Origin of the sequence: Tardiphaga sp. 215_C5_N2_1, assembly GCF_052076055.1 — a bacterium.
Taxonomy (GTDB): domain Bacteria; phylum Pseudomonadota; class Alphaproteobacteria; order Rhizobiales; family Xanthobacteraceae; genus Tardiphaga; species Tardiphaga robiniae.
On sequence record NZ_CP197240.1, the window covers coordinates 1,972,338 to 1,990,667 of the forward strand.

Consider the following 18,330-nt stretch of genomic DNA (forward strand, 5'->3'; position numbering starts at 1 on the left):
TTCAGATGCGCTCACTCGTCGTCATCCTCGTCATCATCATCGTCGTTAGCAGATGACCTGTGCCGCTGGTCGTCCCAGAGCTGGCGATAGGTACCGTTCAGCGCCAGCAGCTCCTTGTGCGAGCCGCGCTCGATCGCCTTGCCGCCATTGATGACGATGATTTCGTCCATATCCACCACGGCGGCCAGCCGGTGCGTCGACGAAATCAGGGTACGGCCCTTGGCGAGTTTGAACAGCGTCTTGTTGAGCGCCGCCTCGGTTGTCTGGTCGAGGGCCGATGTCGCCTCATCCAGCAGGAGCACCGACGGATTGCGGACGACGGCCCGCGCGATCGCAATGCGCTGGCGTTGGCCGCCGGATAGCGTATCGCCGCGCTCGCCAACCTGGGTGTCGTATTTGTCCGGAAGGCTCATGATGTAGCGATGGATCTCGGCCTTGCGCGCCGCCTGCTCGACTTCCTCGTCGGTGGCGCCTTCCTTGCCGAGCCGGATGTTCTCGCGGATCGACATGTTGAACAGCATGTTCTCCTGGAACACCACGGCCATGTGTCCGCGTAGGGACTCGCGCGTGATCTTGCGGATATCGACGCCGTCAATGGTCACCCTGCCCTCGTCAGGCATATAGAGCCGCAGGATCAGGTTCAGCAACGTGCTCTTGCCGGAACCGGACGGACCGACAATGGCGACGGTCTTGCCGACATTGATCTTGAGGCTGAGATTGTCGAGCACCGGCTGCTGGCTGTTCTCATACTTGAACGAGACGCGATCGAACGTGATGTCGTTGACGATGCGCGGCAGCTCCGGTGAGCCGGGCTTGTCGGCGCCGCGGGTGGGCTCGTCGAGCATCTCCTCCATGTGCCGCACGGCGGCCGCTGCCTGGATCGACACCGGGATGAAATGCATCACGTGGGCGATGTTATAGGACACCTCCCAGAACGCGCTTTCGAAGGTGACGAAGGTACCGACGGTGATCTGGCCCTTGGTGGCGAGATAGGCGCCGATCGCCAGCACCACCAAATGCAACAGCAATACGGAGACGGTGACCGAGCGCTCGACCATCGTGGACAGGAAGGTCGCCGCCGCTATCCTGTCGCGCGTTTCGTTGTTGCGTAGCCGGAACCAGCCCATGGTACGCCGCTGCAGGCTGAAGGCCTTGATCACCGCCTGCGCTGCGATGTTTTCCTGCACCATGCCGAGCACGGATGCTTCGCTGAGCTTCTGGTCGTAATTGGCCTGCACGGCCTTCGGCGTCAGGATGCGCGGGCCGATCAGTGTGATCGGGAAAATCAATAGCGCGACAGCGGCAAGCTGCCAGTTCAGATACAGCATCAGCCCGATGCCGGCGATCAGTTCGAGGAACGGCAGCAATGCGCTGTTGGCAAAACTCTTGATGGCCGTCTCGAAAGACGACAGATCGATCGAGAAGCGCGACAGTATCTCGCCGCGCTTGGTGCGGGCGAAATAGGCCGACGGCAGATCCTGCACGTGATCGAACAGACGCGAGCGAACATCCGTGATGATCGAGGCTGCCAGTTTGGCGTCCCAGCGCTCGTACCAGATCGCAACGATCGACGTGACAATGCCGGCGACGGCCAGCACCGACAGGATCTTGAACAGCGCGTCGAAATCCTCCTCGCCGAGCGCGTCGTCGATCAGATATTTGAGGCTGAGCGGCATGATGACGTTGAACAGCGTCTCGACCAGGACGCCGAAGCCAACGAAGCCAAGCAGCTTGCGGTACTTGCCGAGCAACGGCCGCGTGAAACGATAGACCGTCCCGAAGGCGCCGGCGGCCTCGCGCGCGGTGAAGACGACGAGTTCCTCGTCATCATCGTCATCGAGTTCGTCGTCTTCGTCCTCGTCGTCATCATCGACGGCAGGCTTGGCTTTTGCCGTCTTCTCGACGGCCGGCGGCTTCGTGCTGGGAACCGAAGCGGCGGCAGCGCCAACTGGGAGCGCGAACTTGTCATCGAGCGGCGTGGCCGGCTCGGCCGCGTTCTTGTCGTCAGATGGAGGCTTTGGAGGTGGCTTCGACGCCATGGAACGAACCGTTGCTGCACGGTCCTTCGACCGCAAGAATCAATGAAGCGGCCCGGACAGCCACGGCAATGATCCTATGCGATCAGAATGTCCTCGGCAAAGCAACCGAAGGCCGATGCCAAAGATCAATCCTCGGCATCGACCTTGTCGAAGAACGAGTAACGCAGGCTGTCCGCGTCGGCATACCAGTGGCCCGGTCCCTTGCCGGCGGCCAGTGTGGCTTCCCACACCGCCTCGGTGCAGTCGCGGCGATGCATCGACAGGTCGAAGCCATTGCCGAAGAACAGTTCCGACCACTCCCACCAGGTGCCGAGCTTCTTGACGCCGCGCAGCAGGTCGTAGCGATCGATCACCGCCGGCGCCATGTCAGACGTGACCGAGCCGAAGACAAGGCCGGTCTTCACGACGCGGTTGAGCTCCTGCACGGCCGTCACCACCTGCTTGTCGCTCACGTGACACAGGCTGGTCTCGAATACGAAATCGAACTGCCCAGCCTTGAAGGGCAGATCGGTGATCGATCCGAGTTTGTTGAACTTCTGCAGCGCCTTTGGCGTCCTGGCGTGGATCGCCTTGTTGTTCTCGACACCCCAGGCGTCGATGCCCCTGGCACGCAGCGCGCCGACCAGTTCGCCTGATGCCGAGCCGGCGACCAGCAGCTTGTAGCCCTTGGCGCGGCCCCAGACGATCTTGATGAGATTTGTCAGATAGGCCGGGTCGGTAAACTGGCTCCAGACCTCGCTGTAGGGACCGACGCCGCGATAATTCTGGAAATAGTCGCGATCGATCTTGTCGGAGATCGTCGTACCATTCTGACCCTGCGCGCGGCGCAGGCGCATCATCTCGGTGAGGATGATGTCGGTGGCCGCATCCGAGGAGTCGAGCAGACCGTTCAGCGTCGAGTCGAACAGATAGTCGCCGACCACAACGAGGCCCGGATGATCCTTCGGCTCCGGCCGGTGATTGGTCATGACGTCGCGCACCGGCATGCCGCCGGGGATCGCATTGACCGACGACAGCCAGCGATGGATCTTGCCTTCCAGCAGATGCTCGCGCGCATCGCCAAACGAGACCGGCAACGACTTCAGCGCGGCATCGATCAACTCATCGTCTGTGAGGTTGGCAAAGGCCAGCGCGTCGGAGCCTGGCACCAGCCAGTTCAGCACGCCGTGCTTGCCTACATCGTGGCGGGCGCCCTCGTTATAGACACAGCAGCCGCCAAAGGCTTCCGACATGAACCAGGCGCCGGGAATCTGCTCGCCCCAGAACGGCGTGTCGAACAGCAGCGAGATCCGGAGATAATGCGCCGGGCGGTCAAAGTAAGCGACGTGCTTGACCATCGACTTGCGCAGCTGCTCGCCGTCCCAGCGCATGGTCGCCAGCCATGAATGCGGCAGGCACATCACCACGAGATCGAAGTCGCGGGTGTCCGGCCCCTTGCCATTCATCATGTCGAGCTGATAGCGGCCCTGCTCGGTCTTGCCGACCTTGAGCACACGGTGATTGAGCCGGATGTCGGCATCGACTTCCGACTGCAGGCAGGAAATCAGCTGCTCGTTGCCGTTCTGGATCGAATAGAGGCCGATATAGCCATCGACATCCATCACGAAGTTCTTCAGCGCATTGAGGCCGTTGGTGTTGTGCGTCTCGGTCGCGATGTCGGAGCGCGCCATCACCTTCAGGAAGCGCTTGGCAATGGGATCGCTGACTTCCTTATCAAGCAGCTCCTCGGCATTTATCCATGCCCATGGGTGTTCGTTGTCGTGCGAACCGACGCCTTCGTAATATTCGATCGGCGACACCATGCTCGCGCACTTCTTGCGGAAGGCTTCAATGGCGGCTGCGGTCTTGGCGCCGTATTTCTTGCGCATGCCCGGCACGTCGTTGAGCAGCTCGCCGTCGAGCTGCACCTGCTCGGCATCCATCGGAATGGTCTGCAGGCCGAAATGCTGGATCAACTCGCGCAGCGGATCCGGCCCCGTCATCGAGTAATCGTAGATTTCCGCAACGCCAGCTTCGTACATGGCCGGCGCTGTATCGAACTTGCGCGTGAGAATCTTGCCGCCGACGCGGTCGGACGCCTCGTAGATGGTGACACGACAGAGATCGCCGAGCTTCTTCTTGAGATACCAGGCGCTCATCAGGCCGCCTGGACCACCACCAACAATTGCAAGATCAAGCATAGGTTTCTTTCACGCGTCGTGTTTGCCGGCGGCAATATCCGGCAACGGTCGATGTAACGTATTCCCAGCCAAAGCGGAATCCGCTGACGCTGCAAGGCTGGCCCGTCGACCCCGTCGACTCGCGCTAACCCCCTCCAAGTGAAAACATTTTTCAGCTGAAGGAAAGATGAACAAAAGCATGTAGTGCGCCGCAACACACGTCAGACGCGAAAAAGGCCGGCTTTCGCCGGCCTTTTCCATGGCATTGATGTGATCTGCAGTGGCAGGTCAGTTGGTCGGCGACAAGACACGCTCCATGACGATGGTCCGCTCCTCACCGTGATAGGCCTCGCGAACGGCCGTGAAGCCCAGTCTCGCGTAAAAAGCCTCTGCGGTGACCGTCGCCGGAACCGTCAGAATCGCAAGCTGTCGTTCGCGGGCGACCCTCTCGATCCGCTGCACCAGCAAACGGCCGATGCCGCGCCCTTGCACGTCCGGCAAGACGAACATGGTCCGCAGGGTCTGCCCATCCAGGCTCGCCGTGCCGACAACACGATTGTCCATCTCGGCAACGAACACATCGCGCTGGTCGATCAATCGTTCGACAGCCGCCGAGCTGAAACTGAGTTCAACGCGCGCGATGATATCGGGCGTGTAATCCTTCGCATTGGTTTCACGCAGCGCGCGGATGATGACGCGGCTGATATCTGCCGCATCGCCGGCTTGAGCCGGCCGAATATCGCATGTCATCTGACCGCTCTCTGTTTCCAACCGAATGAACAGATCAAAACGAGAAAGGGCCAGCTTGCGCCGGCCCTTTCGTTTCTTAAGTCTGCCCGGCCCGATTACTCGGCCGACGGCAGCATCAGCGGTTCTTCTGCCGGAGCCGACGGCACGATCGCCGCCTGCTTCTCGCGCTCGTCGAGGATCATCTTGTCGCGCTTCATTGCGACTTCGCGGATCTTCGCCATCGAGGCGCCAGTACCGGCCGGGATCAGGCGGCCAACAATGACGTTTTCCTTGAGGCCTTCGAGCGGGTCCACCTTGCCGTTGACGGCAGCTTCGGTGAGCACGCGCGTGGTCTCCTGGAACGACGCTGCCGAGAAGAACGAACGGGTCTGCAAGCTGGCCTTGGTGATGCCCAGCAGCACAGGGTTTCCGGTCGCGATCTTCTTGCCTTCTTCCTTCGCCTTCAGGTTCAGCGCGTCGAACTCGATCTTGTCGATCTGCTCGCCCGAGATCATGTCGGTCTCGCCCTGATCGGTAATCTCGACCTTCTGCAGCATCTGACGGACAATCACTTCGATGTGCTTGTCGTTGATGAGCACGCCCTGCAACCGGTAAACTTCCTGGATTTCGTTGACCAGATAGGCAGCGAGTTCCTCGATGCCCTTGATCGCCAGAATGTCGTGCGGCGCCGGATTGCCTTCGACGATGTAATCGCCCTTTTCGACGATGTCGCCGTCCTGCAGATGGATCTGCTTACCCTTCGGAATGAGGTACTCGCGGGTCTCCTCGTTCTTGTCGAGCGGCTCGATCGAGATGCGACGCTTGTTCTTGTAGTCGCGTCCAAAGCGGATGGTGCCGCCGATTTCCGCGATGATCGCTGCGTCCTTCGGCTTGCGCGCCTCGAACAGTTCGGCCACCCGCGGCAGACCGCCGGTGATGTCACGCGTCTTCGCGCTTTCCATCGAGACACGGGCAAGAATGTCGCCCGAGGTCACCTTGGCATCGACGTCGACCGACAGAATGGCGTCGGGCGACAGCATGTAACGGGCGTCGCCGCCACGTGCGAGCTTGAGGACCTTGCCGTCCTTGCCCTTGATGACGATAGCCGGACGCAAGTCCGCACCGCCACGCGACGAACGCCAATCGGTAACGACGCGCTTGGCGATACCGGTGGACTCGTCGAGCGTTTCCGTAATCGACTGGCCGTCGATCAGGTCCTCGAACCCGATCGTGCCGTCGACTTCAGTCAGCAGCGGACGGGAATACGGATCCCATTCCGCGATACGCTGGCCACGCTTGATCATGTCGCCGTTGGCCACGTGAACGCGAGCACCGTACTGGATACGATACGTCGCACGCTCGGTGCCATCGGCGTCAGAGATGGCGATGACCATGTTGCGCACCATTGCAACCATGTGGCCTTCGCCGTTCTTGGCGATGTTCTCGTTCTTGATCGTGATCTTGCCGTCGAAGTTCGACTCGATCACCGACTGCTCGTTGAGCTGCGCCGCGCCGCCGATGTGGAAGGTACGCATCGTCAGCTGCGTGCCGGGCTCGCCGATCGACTGCGCCGCGATGACGCCGACGGCCTCACCGTGGTTGACGGGCGTGCCACGGGCCAGATCGCGGCCGTAGCAGGTGCCGCAGATGCCGTTGACCAGTTCGCAAGTGAGAGCCGAACGGATCTTCACTTCCTGGATGCCGGCCTGCTGGAGCAGATCGACGTCCTTCTCTTCCATCAGCGTGTTGCGCTTGATCAGCACCTTGTTGGTCGCGGGATCGCGAATGTCTTCGCAGGCCGAACGACCGAGGATACGCGACGCCAGCGATGCGACCACCGAACCTGAGTCGATGATGGCACGCATCTTGATGCCGAGATTGGTGCCGCAATCGGTCTGCGTGATGATGCAGTCCTGCGCCACGTCGACGAGACGGCGGGTCAGATAGCCCGAGTTCGCGGTCTTCAACGCGGTGTCCGCGAGGCCCTTACGAGCGCCGTGGGTCGAGTTGAAGTATTCGAGAACCGACAGACCTTCCTTGAAGTTCGAGATGATCGGCGTTTCGATGATCTCGCCCGACGGCTTGGCCATCAGGCCGCGCATACCACCGAGCTGACGCATCTGGGCCGGCGAACCACGGGCACCGGAATGCGCCATCATGTAGATCGAGTTGATCTGGGCTTCTTCACCCGCCGCATTCCTCTTCACCGAGGAGATTTCTTTCATCATCTCCTTGGCGACTTCTTCACCCGCCTTCGACCAGGCGTCGACGACCTTGTTGTACTTCTCACCGTGGGTGATCAGACCGTCATTGTACTGCTGTTCGAAGTCCTTCGCGAACGCACGGGTGGCGTCGACGATCTTCCACTTCGAACCCGGCACGACCATGTCGTCCTTGCCGAACGAGATGCCGGCCTTGAACGCGTTGTAGAAGCCGAGCGCCATGATGCGATCGCAGAAGATCACGGTCTCTTTCTGACCGCAGTGACGATAGACCTGATCGATGACGCCCGAGATTTCCTTCTTGGTCATCAGCTTGTTGATGACGTCGAAAGGCATCTTCGGCGACTTCGGCAGAACCTGACCGAGCATCGCACGACCGGCAGTGGTTTCCACCATGCGCGTGACCGGCTTGCCGTCCGCATCGAGACCGGACCAGCTGTATTTGATCTTGGTGTGGAGGTGGATGACCTTTGCATGCAGCGCATGCTCGATCTCCGCCATCTCACGATACAGCTTGTTTTCGCCCGGGAGACCCGCACGCATGGTCGATAGGTAGTACAGACCCAGCACGATGTCCTGCGACGGCACGATGATCGGCTGACCGTTCGCAGGATGCAGGATGTTGTTGGTCGACATCATCAGGACGCGCGCTTCCAGCTGCGCTTCAAGCGACAGCGGAACGTGCACGGCCATCTGGTCGCCGTCGAAGTCGGCGTTGAAGGCCGAGCAGACCAGCGGATGCAGCTGGATCGCCTTGCCTTCGATCAGCACCGGCTCGAACGCCTGGATGCCCAGACGATGCAGCGTCGGCGCGCGGTTCAGCAGCACGGGATGCTCGCGAATGACCTCGTCGAGAATGTCCCAGACCTCGGGACGTTCTTTTTCAACGAGCTTCTTCGCCTGCTTCACCGTGGTGGACAGACCCTTGGCGTCGAGACGCGAATAGATGAACGGCTTGAACAGTTCGAGCGCCATCTTCTTCGGCAGGCCGCACTGATGCAAACGCAGCTCCGGACCGACGACGATGACCGAACGGCCCGAATAGTCGACGCGCTTGCCGAGCAGGTTCTGACGGAAACGACCCTGCTTGCCCTTCAGCATGTCGGCCAGCGACTTCAGCGGACGCTTGTTGGCGCCGGTGATGACACGGCCACGGCGGCCGTTGTCGAACAGTGCGTCGACGGCCTCCTGCAGCATGCGCTTTTCGTTGCGGATGATGATGTCCGGCGCGCGGAGCTCCATCAGACGCTTCAAGCGGTTGTTACGGTTGATGACGCGGCGATACAGATCGTTCAGATCCGACGTCGCGAAGCGGCCGCCATCGAGCGGCACCAGCGGACGCAGATCCGGCGGGATCACCGGCACCACCGTGAGGATCATCCATTCCGGCTTGTTGCCGGAATAGCGGAAAGCCTCGACGATCTTCAGGCGCTTGGCGAGCTTCTTGTGCTTGATGTCGGATTCGGTCTCCTTCATCTCGACGCGCAGCTGCTCGTCGAGCTTCTCGAGCTCCAGCCCCTTCAACAGTTCACGGATCGCCTCGGCACCGATCATCGCGGTGAACGAGTCCTGGCCGTATTCGTCCTGCGCCTTCAGATATTCTTCTTCAGACAGCAGCTGACGGTCCTTGAGCGCGGTGAGACCCGGCTCGAGAACGACGTAGTATTCGAAATACAGGATGCGCTCGAGATCCTTGAGCGTCATGTCCAGCAACTGGCCGATGCGCGACGGCAACGACTTCAGGAACCAGATGTGCGCGACCGGAGCAGCCAGTTCGATGTGGCCCATGCGCTCGCGTCTGACGCGCGACAGGGTCACTTCGACCGAGCACTTCTCGCAGATGATGCCCTTGTACTTCATGCGCTTGTACTTGCCGCACAAGCACTCGTAATCCTTGATGGGCCCGAAGATGCGGGCGCAGAACAGGCCGTCGCGCTCGGGCTTGAAGGTACGGTAATTGATGGTTTCCGGCTTCTTGATCTCGCCGTAGGACCACGACAGAATCTTCTCCGGGGACGCAATCGAGATCCGGATCTGGTCGAAGACCTGAGCCGGAGTCGTCGGATTGAAGAGATTCATAATTTCTTGGTTCATCGTCTTCTCCTCGCGTGCCGATCGCCATCAGCAGCAAATTCGAAATTCTTTAGAGCCACACACCCTGCCCCACGTCCCGGCTGGGTGCGGACGCCCGGCCATCAGGCCGGGCGTAACGCTTGTTCTTACTCGGCAGCTTCGGAGGTCGGCCCCGGCAGCTTGGAATTGTGCAGGTCGACGTTGAGGCCGAGCGAGCGCATTTCCTTGACCAGCACGTTGAACGATTCCGGGATACCGGCCTCGAACGTGTCGTCGCCGCGCACGATCGCCTCGTAGACCTTGGTACGGCCTGCGACGTCGTCCGACTTCACCGTCAGCATTTCCTGGAGCGTGTACGCCGCGCCATAAGCCTCGAGCGCCCACACTTCCATTTCACCGAAGCGCTGGCCGCCGAACTGCGCCTTACCACCCAGCGGCTGCTGCGTGACGAGCGAGTACGGACCGATCGAACGCGCGTGGATCTTGTCGTCCACGAGATGGTGAAGCTTGAGCATGTAGATGTAGCCCACGGTCACCTTGCGATCGAACTGGTCGCCGGTCCGGCCGTCATAGACGGTGGACTGACCGGATGCGTCGAAGCCAGCCATCTTCAACATCTCTTCGATGTCGGCTTCCTTCGCACCGTCGAACACCGGCGTCGCAATCGGCACGCCGGGCTTCAGGTTACGCGCCAGTTCAAGCAGCTCGGTGTCGTTCAGCGACTTGATGACTTCGTCTTCGCCGTAAACCTTCTTCAGGGTGTCGCGCAGCGGCTTCAGATCCTGCTTCTGGTAGTAGGCGTCGATGGTCTGACCGATCTTCTTGCCCATGCCTGCGCAGGCCCAGCCGAGATGCGTCTCCAAGATCTGACCGACGTTCATGCGCGACGGCACGCCGAGCGGGTTCAGCACGATGTCCGCATGCGTACCGTCTTCAAGGAACGGCATGTCTTCGATCGGAACGATCTTCGACACCACGCCCTTGTTGCCGTGACGTCCGGCCATCTTGTCGCCGGGCTGGATCTTGCGCTTCACCGCGACGAAGACCTTGACCATCTTCATCACGCCTGGCGGCAGTTCGTCGCCACGCTGCAGCTTCTCGACCTTGTCGAGGAAGCGCTGTTCAAGGCCCTTCTTCGATTCGTCGTACTGCTTTCGCATCGCTTCGATTTCGGTCATCAGCTTGTCGTTCGCGGTGGCGAACATCCACCACTGCGACCGCGGATTTTCGTCGAGCACGGCGCGCGTGATCTTGCCGTCCTTCTTGAAGCCCTTCGGACCGGCGATGCCGACCTTGTTCTCCAGAAGATCAGCCAGACGGCCGTAGACGTTACGATCCAGGATGGCCTGTTCGTCGTCACGGTCCTTGGCGAGACGTTCGATTTCTTCCCGCTCGATCGCCAGCGCACGTTCGTCCTTGTCGACGCCGTGCCGGTTGAACACGCGGACTTCGACGATCGTGCCCTGCACGCCCGGAGGGACGCGGAGCGAGGTGTCGCGAACGTCCGACGCCTTCTCACCGAAGATGGCGCGCAGAAGCTTTTCTTCCGGCGTCATCGGGCTTTCGCCCTTCGGCGTGATCTTGCCGACCAGGATGTCGCCGGCGCGGACTTCAGCGCCGATATAGACGATGCCGGCTTCGTCGAGGTTCTTCAGCGCTTCTTCCGACACGTTCGGAATGTCGCGGGTGATTTCCTCAGGGCCGAGCTTGGTGTCGCGGGCCATCACTTCGAATTCCTCGATGTGGATCGAGGTGAAGACGTCTTCCTTCACGATCCGCTCCGAGAGGAGGATCGAGTCTTCGAAGTTGTAGCCATTCCACGGCATGAACGCGACGAGCACGTTACGGCCGAGTGCGAGTTCACCGAGATCGGTCGACGGACCGTCGGCAATGATGTCGCCCTTGCGAATGATGTCGCCAACCTTCACCAGCGGACGCTGGTTGATACAGGTCGACTGGTTCGAACGCTGGTACTTCATCAGACGATAGATATCGACGCCCGACTTGGTCGGATCGAGATCTTCGGTCGCGCGGATAACCACGCGGGTTGCGTCGATCTGGTCGATGACACCCGAGCGGCGGGCAGCGATCGCAGCACCGGAATCGCGGGCCACGACGGCCTCCATGCCGGTACCGACGAACGGCGCTTCAGCGCGCACCAGAGGCACGGCCTGACGCTGCATGTTCGAGCCCATCAGCGCGCGGTTGGCGTCGTCGTTCTCGAGGAACGGGATCAGCGCCGCAGCGACCGAAACGAGCTGCTTCGGCGACACGTCCATGTAGTCGACCTTGTCAGCCGGCAGCGGCAACACGTCGCCGGCGTGACGGCAGATGATCATGTCTTCGGTGAACTTGCCCTTGGCGTCGAGCGACACGTTCGCCTGCGCGACCGAGTAGCGGCCCTCTTCCATCGCCGACAAGTACACGACCTCATCGGTGACGCGACCGTCCTTGACCTTGCGGTAAGGGGTCTCGACGAAACCGTACTTGTTGACGCGCGCGAAGGTGGCGAGCGAGTTGATCAGACCGATGTTCGGGCCTTCCGGCGTCTCAATCGGGCAGATACGGCCGTAATGGGTCGGATGCACGTCGCGGACTTCGAAGCCGGCGCGCTCGCGGGTCAGACCGCCCGGGCCAAGCGCCGAAAGGCGACGCTTGTGGGTGATTTCCGAGAGCGGGTTGGTCTGGTCCATGAACTGCGACAGCTGCGACGAACCGAAGAACTCGCGCACAGCGGCAGCCGCGGGCTTCGCGTTGATCAGGTCCTGCGGCATCACGGTGTCGATGTCGACGGACGACATACGTTCCTTGATGGCGCGCTCCATGCGCAGCAGGCCGACGCGATACTGATTTTCCATCAGCTCGCCGACCGAACGCACACGGCGGTTGCCGAGATGGTCGATGTCGTCGATTTCGCCCTTGCCGTCACGCAGGTCCACCAGCGTCTTGATGACGGCGAGGATGTCTTCCTTGCGCAGCGTGCGATGGGTATCCGGCGCATCGAGTTCGAGGCGCATGTTCATCTTCACACGGCCCACGGCCGAGAGATCGTAACGCTCACTGTCGAAGAACAGCGACTGGAACATGTTCTGCGCGGATTCGAGCGTCGGCGGCTCGCCCGGACGCATCACGCGATAGATGTCGAACAGCGCGTCTTCACGCGTCAGGTTCTTGTCTGCCGAAAGCGTGTTGCGGATATAGGCACCGATATTGACGTGGTCGATGTCGAGCAGCGGGAGTTCCTTGTAGCCCTCCTCGTTCAGCGCCTTCAGCGACTTCTCGGTGATTTCCTCGCCGGCTTCGGCGTAGATTTCACCGGTCTTCACGTTGACGAGGTCCTCGGCGAGATAGTTGCCGACCAGCTCTTCGTCGGTCAGACGCAGCGCCTTGAGGCCCTTCTCGGCGAGCTGACGGGCAGCGCGCACGGTGAGCTTCTTGCCGGCTTCGAGCACGACCTTGCCGGTGTCGGCATCGATCAGGTCGTTGACGGTGGAGTAGCCACGGAAACGGGTGGCGTCGAACGGAACGCGCCAGCCTTCCTTGATCTTCTTGAACTGGATCTTCTTGTAGAACGTCGAGAGAATCTCTTCGCCGTCCAGACCCAGCGCGAACATCAGCGACGTCACCGGAATCTTGCGGCGACGGTCGATACGCGCGAACACGATGTCCTTGGCGTCGAACTCGATGTCCAGCCAGGAACCGCGATACGGGATCACGCGGGCAGCGAACAGCAGCTTGCCCGACGAATGGGTCTTGCCCTTGTCGTGGTCGAAGAACACGCCCGGCGAACGATGCATCTGCGAGACGATGACGCGCTCGGTGCCGTTGACGACGAAGGTGCCGTTCATGGTCATGAGCGGGATATCGCCCATGTAGACGTCCTGCTCCTTAATGTCCTTGACGGACTTGGCGCCGGTTTCTTCGTCGATATCGAACACGATCAGGCGCAGCGTCACCTTCAGCGGCGCAGCATAGGTCATGCCGCGCTGGCGGCACTCATCGACGTCATATTTCGGCGGCTCGAATTCGTAGCGCACGAATTCCAGCATCGAGGTGCCCGAGAAATCCGAGATCGGAAACACCGAACGGAAAACAGCCTGCAGACCTTCGTCGAGGCGACCGCCGGTCGGCTCATCGACCATCAGGAACTGGTCGTAGGACGCCTTCTGAACCTCGATGAGGTTCGGCATCTCTGCGACTTCTTTAATATGACCGAAGAACTTGCGAACGCGCTTGCGACCTGTGAACGTCTGCTGACCCATCGTGGCCTCTCATTGCGTCGCCCGAAAGGGGCGAACCTTCCAGAGCGCGACTGCCATCGCCTCCGGGTTGAATTTCCAAGAACGTTCCGAATTCAGCGCCCAATGTGAGGAACAAAATCCCTCCCCCGAGCATTTGAATCGCAGAACGCAAAACGACGTGCGCGATGCCCGACTGCATCTCGCCCGTCCAAACCGTCTAGCTACGGACCGAAAAGCCCGAAAATTGCCCATCTCCCAACGGCTTAACCGGAAACGTCGCCGTTTCCGCTGTCAGACCGTGTTTTTCGTGCTGCCGTCCCGATATGGGATGGCAATCATGGAGATTCGAGGGTGGTTCCCAGCGCATCCCCACACATTCCTGTGTAGTCCATCGAGTTCCGGCCCAGAGGGCGACCAAATGGCCGCCCTCCAGATGGAACCCATAAAGGGCCTTACTTGAGTTCGACCTTCGCGCCAGCCTTCTCGAGCTGCCCCTTGATCTTCTCGGCTTCGTCCTTGGCAACGCCTTCCTTGACGGGCTTCGGAGCGCCTTCGACCAGGTCCTTGGCTTCCTTGAGGCCAAGACCCGTGATCGCACGGACTTCCTTGATGACTTCGATCTTCTTGTCGCCGGCCGAAGCCAAAACGACTGTGAACTCGGTCTTTTCTTCAGCAGCAGCAGCACCGCCGCCGCCAGCAGCCGGACCAGCAACTGCAACAGCAGCAGCAGCCGAAACGCCCCACTTTTCTTCGAGCATCTTGGCGAGGTCGGCAGCTTCGAGCACGGTCAGGCTCGAGAGATCGTCAACGATTTTCTGTAGGTCAGCCATTGTCTATTTCCTTAAGCGTATTTGGTTCGAACCAGGGTTTGAATGCGAAGGGCGTCAGGCCGCTTCGCTCTTTGAGGCATAGGCCTGAACAACACGCGCGAGCTTCGCCGCGGGAGCTGTCGAGAGCTGAGCGATCTTGGTCGCCGGCGCCACAAGGAGGCCGAGGATCTTCGCGCGCAGTTCGTCGAGCGAGGGCAGCGCGGCCAAGGCCTTGACGCTGTCGACGTTCAGGACGGTTTTACCCATCGAGCCGCCAAGGATGACGAACTTCTCGTTCGCCTTGGCAAATTCGACGGCAACCTTCGGCGCAGCTACCGGATCGTCCGAAGTGGCGATCACAGTCGGGCCCTTCAACAGGGAACCGATGGCAGCAACATCCGTGCCTTCAAGAGCAATTTTGGCGAGACGGTTCTTCGAGACCTTCACCGAGGCGCCAGCCAGCTTCATCTGCGAACGCAGGTTCTGCATCTGGGCAACGGTGAGGCCGGAATAATGGGCGACGACCGCAACGCTGGTGGTCTTGAAGACCCCGTTCAGCGCGTCGACCGCGTCCTTTTTAGCCGCTCTTTCCACAGCAAGCTCTCTCCGGTTGGCGGCCTCTATCGAGATAGGACCGCCGGGTTACACCCACCGTCCCACCTGAACCTGACCTCAAGACCCATGCTCGTTAAAACACATGGTCTAAAGACACGTCGGGCGAGACGATATGATAGCCTGCCCTCCCGAACCGTCCTGGCGAACCAGCATTGGCGCGGGGTGTCGAGGTTCGAACCAAATACGCGTCATGTCGCACAAAACGACATTGGCGAAATCCAGTCTTCACCCGTCTATGCTGGCTGCATCAAGTTTTACGATTAAGCCGTTGATGAAACTTGCGTTTATCTAAGGCGCCAGCAGTCTCGGACAGGATTCAGGATCATCGATAAGCCATCATCCGGCCTATTGGTGACCCCTGCCCGCCTTCCTCAAATCCGCGTCGCGCGTCCCATCCCCGTCGAGCGATCCGTATGGACAGCCTGAAAGGAAAAGTCTCCTGCGATGTGGGTTGTCGGAGTGCGAACACAGACGCGCCAGCTACCAGCCAGCACGCCCGGAAACGGTTGTTTAACGAGTCTTTTTCGTGTTGCCAAGCGCGAAATGCCGATGTGGCATCTTTTCTGCAAGGGGGCCGTTCAGGGCGCCCAGAGCGCAAAAGTGGAACCGGCTGAACCGGCTCCACTTCTGATTACATTACCCCTTCGGGCAGGCCGCTCCCGCATCGGCCCAGGCCTTGATCAGTTCACCGAACTGCTTCTGGGTGCCCGGCGCCGGGGTTCGGTTGCCACCGGGATGCCAGCCCCAGCCGACCAGTTCGTCTTCGGCCATGTGCTTCACAAGTGCGGCCATGTCCTTGCCGCCATTGCGCTCCTTGTCCTTGATCTGGGTGCAGATCTGGCCAAGCGTCTTGCCCTGCCAGGCCATCTCGATGGGCGCCAGCGCCCACTTGGGATTGCCGGGGACGTTGGCGGCATCGAAGTTGTTCTCGTGGTGACAGGTGGCACAAGCGAGACCACCGGCCGCGCCGACACCGCCCTCGCCGCGCACGACCAGCGGGATATGCGGCCGCATGCGGTCGGTCTGGGTCGGGCGTTCGGTGGCCGGATGGCAATTCATGCAGCGCGGCGACTGGATGACCTTGCCGGCCTCCGTAAACAGCGCCACCGCACGCTCGTTCTTGTTCTTGATCTTGGCGAAGGCCGAGACCGACTGCAGCTTGGTCGGATTGCTGACCGCTGCATCGGCCTCCTGGAAGCTCGGCTCCGCGAATGCGAGGAGACTCGCCGCGAGACCGCCGGCGACCAGTGCCAACATCGAGTTCTTAAACAAGCTCATGCTGAGGCTCCTGGTACGATCGGCAACTGCCGCGGTCTTCCCACTCCGAGTTTCGCCAGCGCGTTGGCAACGGCAGGCCCGAGCGGAGGCACGCCCGGTTCGCCGACGCCCGATGGCTTCTCGGTCGATTTCACGATGACCACTTCGATCTCCGGCATCTCGTTGATGCGCAGCGAACGATAGGTGTCGAAATTGCCGGACACCGGCGCGCCGGCATCCAGCGTCTGTTCCGCATAGAGGATGTGACCGAGGCCGAAGCCGATGCCACCTTCCATCTGCGCGCGGATGATGTCGGGGTTCACGGCGACGCCGCAATCCACCGCGCACCACACTTTGTGCACCTTCGGACCATCGTCGGTCATGGAGAGTTCGACCACCTGCGCGACGAAGGTATTGAAGCTCTCGACCACCGCAACGCCGCGAGCCCGGCCTGCCGGCACCTTGTAGTTCTTCCAGTCGGCGAGTTCGGCGACGGCCTTCAGCGCGCCCGCATGGCGCGGTTTCTTGCTCAGGAGTTCAAGCCGGCCTTCGATCGGATCCTTGCCGGCGGCCTCGAGCAGTTCATCGACAAAGGCTTCGACAACATAACCGGTGTGGGTGTGGCCCACCGAGCGCCACCACAACACGGGCACGCCGACATCAACCTGATGCATGTCGCAGCGGAAGTTCTCGACGTCGTACGGGATTTCGTTCGAGCCTTCATAGGACGTCGGGTCCAGGCCGTCCTTGAACATCATGGACTCGAAGAAGGAGCCCTTCATGATCGACTGCGAGACAATGGTGTCGCTCCACGCCTCGATCTTGCCGTCGCGCACCGCACCGCGCATGCGGTGGATGCAATACGGCCGATAATAGCCACCGCGCATATCGTCCTCGCGCGTCCACACCAGCTTGACCGGCTTGCCCGGTCCGATCGCTTTCGCGACTTCGGCGAGCTCGATGGCCTGATGCGTGCTCTGCTGTGCGCGGCGGCCGAAGCTGCCGCCGGCCAGAAGAACGTCGATCTTCACCTTCTCGATCGGCAGCCCGAGCACCTTGGAGATCGCCATATGGTCCGGCGTCGGAAACTGGCAGCCGTAGCGCGCATAGGCGGTGTCGCCGTCCCATTTCAGATAGGCGTTGAGCGGTTCCATCGCGGCATGGGCCAGATACGGGAAGACGTATTCAACCTCGATCACGCGGCCACCTTTGGCCATAGACTCTTCGAACTTGCCCTCGGCCTTGACGAGTTTGCCGGCCGTCTTAGACAGCCCACGGAATTGCTGCAGCAGTTCGGCACTGCCACGTTTCTCCGCCTTGCTGTCATCCCAGGTGATCTTCAGCGCGTCGCGGCCCATCTTCGCGGGCCAGAAACCCTTGGCATAGACAGCGACGCCGTTCGACACCTGTTTGACGTCGACGACACCAGCCACGGCTTTCGCAGCCGTCGCATCGAAGGATGCGACCTTGCCGCCGAATTTCGGCGAACGCGCCACGACCACCGTGAGCATGTCCGGTTCGTTGATATCGAGCGTGTAGAAGGCCTTGCCATTGGTCTTGTCGGCGCTGTCGAGGCGTTTCACGACGCCTTCCTTGCCGATCAACCTGAACTGCGACGGGTCCTTCAGCTTCGGATCAGCCGGCACCGGCATGGCCATCGCTTTGTCGGCGAACTCGCCGAAGCGACCTTCATGGCCTGACGCATGCTTGATCACACCATTATCGACAGTGATCTCGCCTGCCGGCACCTGCCACGCATCGGCAGCAGCCGCGACCAGCATCTGGCGCGCGGCGGCGCCGACCTGTCGCATCTGAATGTAGGAATTGGCGATGGCGGTCGAGCCACCGGTGCCCTGCATGCCGAACGCCAGATTCTTGTACAGCTGCGGATTTGACGGCGCGTGATCGGCACGCATCTGCGCCCAGTCCGCGTCGAGTTCTTCGGCGACCAAAGTCGCCATGCCGGTGAACGGTCCCTGCCCGAATTCGATGCCCTTGCACAGCACCGTGACGGTGCTGTCGGGCTTGATGATCAGGAAGGTGTTCGGCGCGATATTGACTGACGGCTTTGCCGCCGCCTGCGCGAACAACTTGTCGGCACGGGCAACGTAAGCGCCGAGCACGAGGCCAGCGCTGCCCTTGAGCAGCGTACGACGGGAGAGTTTGGTGTCATGAACGGTCATGGC

9 protein-coding genes are annotated in these 18,330 nt (G+C 60.9%); all 9 read right to left on the reverse strand.

The window, feature by feature from the left end:
• Positions 1-11: 11 nt before the first annotated feature.
• The gene (locus AB7828_RS09435; RefSeq protein WP_441229991.1) at positions 12-2,039 is read right to left on the reverse strand and encodes an ABC transporter ATP-binding protein; all 2,028 of its coding nucleotides are present in this window, start codon (positions 2,037-2,039) and stop codon (positions 12-14) included.
• A gap of 125 nt (positions 2,040-2,164) precedes the next feature.
• Entirely contained in the window at positions 2,165-4,219 is a 2,055-nt protein-coding gene (locus AB7828_RS09440) for an FAD-dependent oxidoreductase (protein ID WP_175365589.1), read from the reverse strand.
• Positions 4,220-4,486: 267 nt separating this feature from the next.
• The gene (locus AB7828_RS09445; RefSeq protein ID WP_175365588.1) at positions 4,487-4,948 is read right to left on the reverse strand and encodes a GNAT family N-acetyltransferase; all 462 of its coding nucleotides are present in this window, start codon (positions 4,946-4,948) and stop codon (positions 4,487-4,489) included.
• A 95-nt stretch (positions 4,949-5,043) separates the two neighbouring features.
• Positions 5,044-9,243 carry a DNA-directed RNA polymerase subunit beta' gene (gene rpoC, locus AB7828_RS09450; RefSeq protein WP_093762211.1) on the reverse strand — a complete coding sequence of 1,400 codons (4,200 nt, stop codon included), beginning with the start codon at positions 9,241-9,243 and terminating at the stop codon, positions 5,044-5,046.
• Positions 9,244-9,368: 125 nt separating this feature from the next.
• Positions 9,369-13,484, reverse strand: a complete 4,116-nt coding sequence (gene rpoB / locus AB7828_RS09455; RefSeq protein ID WP_089268273.1) for a DNA-directed RNA polymerase subunit beta — start codon at positions 13,482-13,484, stop codon at positions 9,369-9,371.
• 431 nt (positions 13,485-13,915) lie between these two features.
• The gene (gene rplL / locus AB7828_RS09460) at positions 13,916-14,293 is read right to left on the reverse strand and encodes a 50S ribosomal protein L7/L12 (protein ID WP_089268274.1); all 378 of its coding nucleotides are present in this window, start codon (positions 14,291-14,293) and stop codon (positions 13,916-13,918) included.
• Between the two features lie 54 nt (positions 14,294-14,347).
• Positions 14,348-14,866: a 50S ribosomal protein L10 gene (gene rplJ / locus AB7828_RS09465; RefSeq protein WP_089268275.1), complete on the reverse strand. Its 519-nt coding sequence runs from the start codon at positions 14,864-14,866 to the stop codon at positions 14,348-14,350.
• 657 nt (positions 14,867-15,523) lie between these two features.
• Positions 15,524-16,165, reverse strand: coding sequence for an Isoquinoline 1-oxidoreductase subunit (locus AB7828_RS09470; RefSeq protein ID WP_441229992.1), 642 nt, complete (start codon positions 16,163-16,165; stop codon positions 15,524-15,526).
• Positions 16,162-18,327 (reverse strand): molybdopterin cofactor-binding domain-containing protein, encoded by a 2,166-nt coding sequence (locus AB7828_RS09475; RefSeq protein ID WP_439083233.1) that lies wholly within the window; start codon positions 18,325-18,327, stop codon positions 16,162-16,164. Before AB7828_RS09475 ends, AB7828_RS09470 begins: the two co-directional genes overlap by 4 nt.
• Positions 18,328-18,330 lie beyond the last annotated feature (3 nt).

Coding starts and splice junctions, on each gene's coding strand:
- AB7828_RS09435 (WP_441229991.1), bottom strand. CDS start 2,039: ATGGCGTCGAAGCCACCTCCAAAGCCTCCATCTGACGACAAGAACGCG.
- AB7828_RS09440 (WP_175365589.1), bottom strand. CDS start 4,219: ATGCTTGATCTTGCAATTGTTGGTGGTGGTCCAGGCGGCCTGATGAGC.
- AB7828_RS09445 (WP_175365588.1), bottom strand. CDS start 4,948: ATGACATGCGATATTCGGCCGGCTCAAGCCGGCGATGCGGCAGATATC.
- rpoC (WP_093762211.1), bottom strand. CDS start 9,243: ATGAACCAAGAAATTATGAATCTCTTCAATCCGACGACTCCGGCTCAG.
- rpoB (WP_089268273.1), bottom strand. CDS start 13,484: ATGGGTCAGCAGACGTTCACAGGTCGCAAGCGCGTTCGCAAGTTCTTC.
- rplL (WP_089268274.1), bottom strand. CDS start 14,293: ATGGCTGACCTACAGAAAATCGTTGACGATCTCTCGAGCCTGACCGTG.
- AB7828_RS09470 (WP_441229992.1), bottom strand. CDS start 16,165: ATGAGCTTGTTTAAGAACTCGATGTTGGCACTGGTCGCCGGCGGTCTC.
- AB7828_RS09475 (WP_439083233.1), bottom strand. CDS start 18,327: ATGACCGTTCATGACACCAAACTCTCCCGTCGTACGCTGCTCAAGGGC.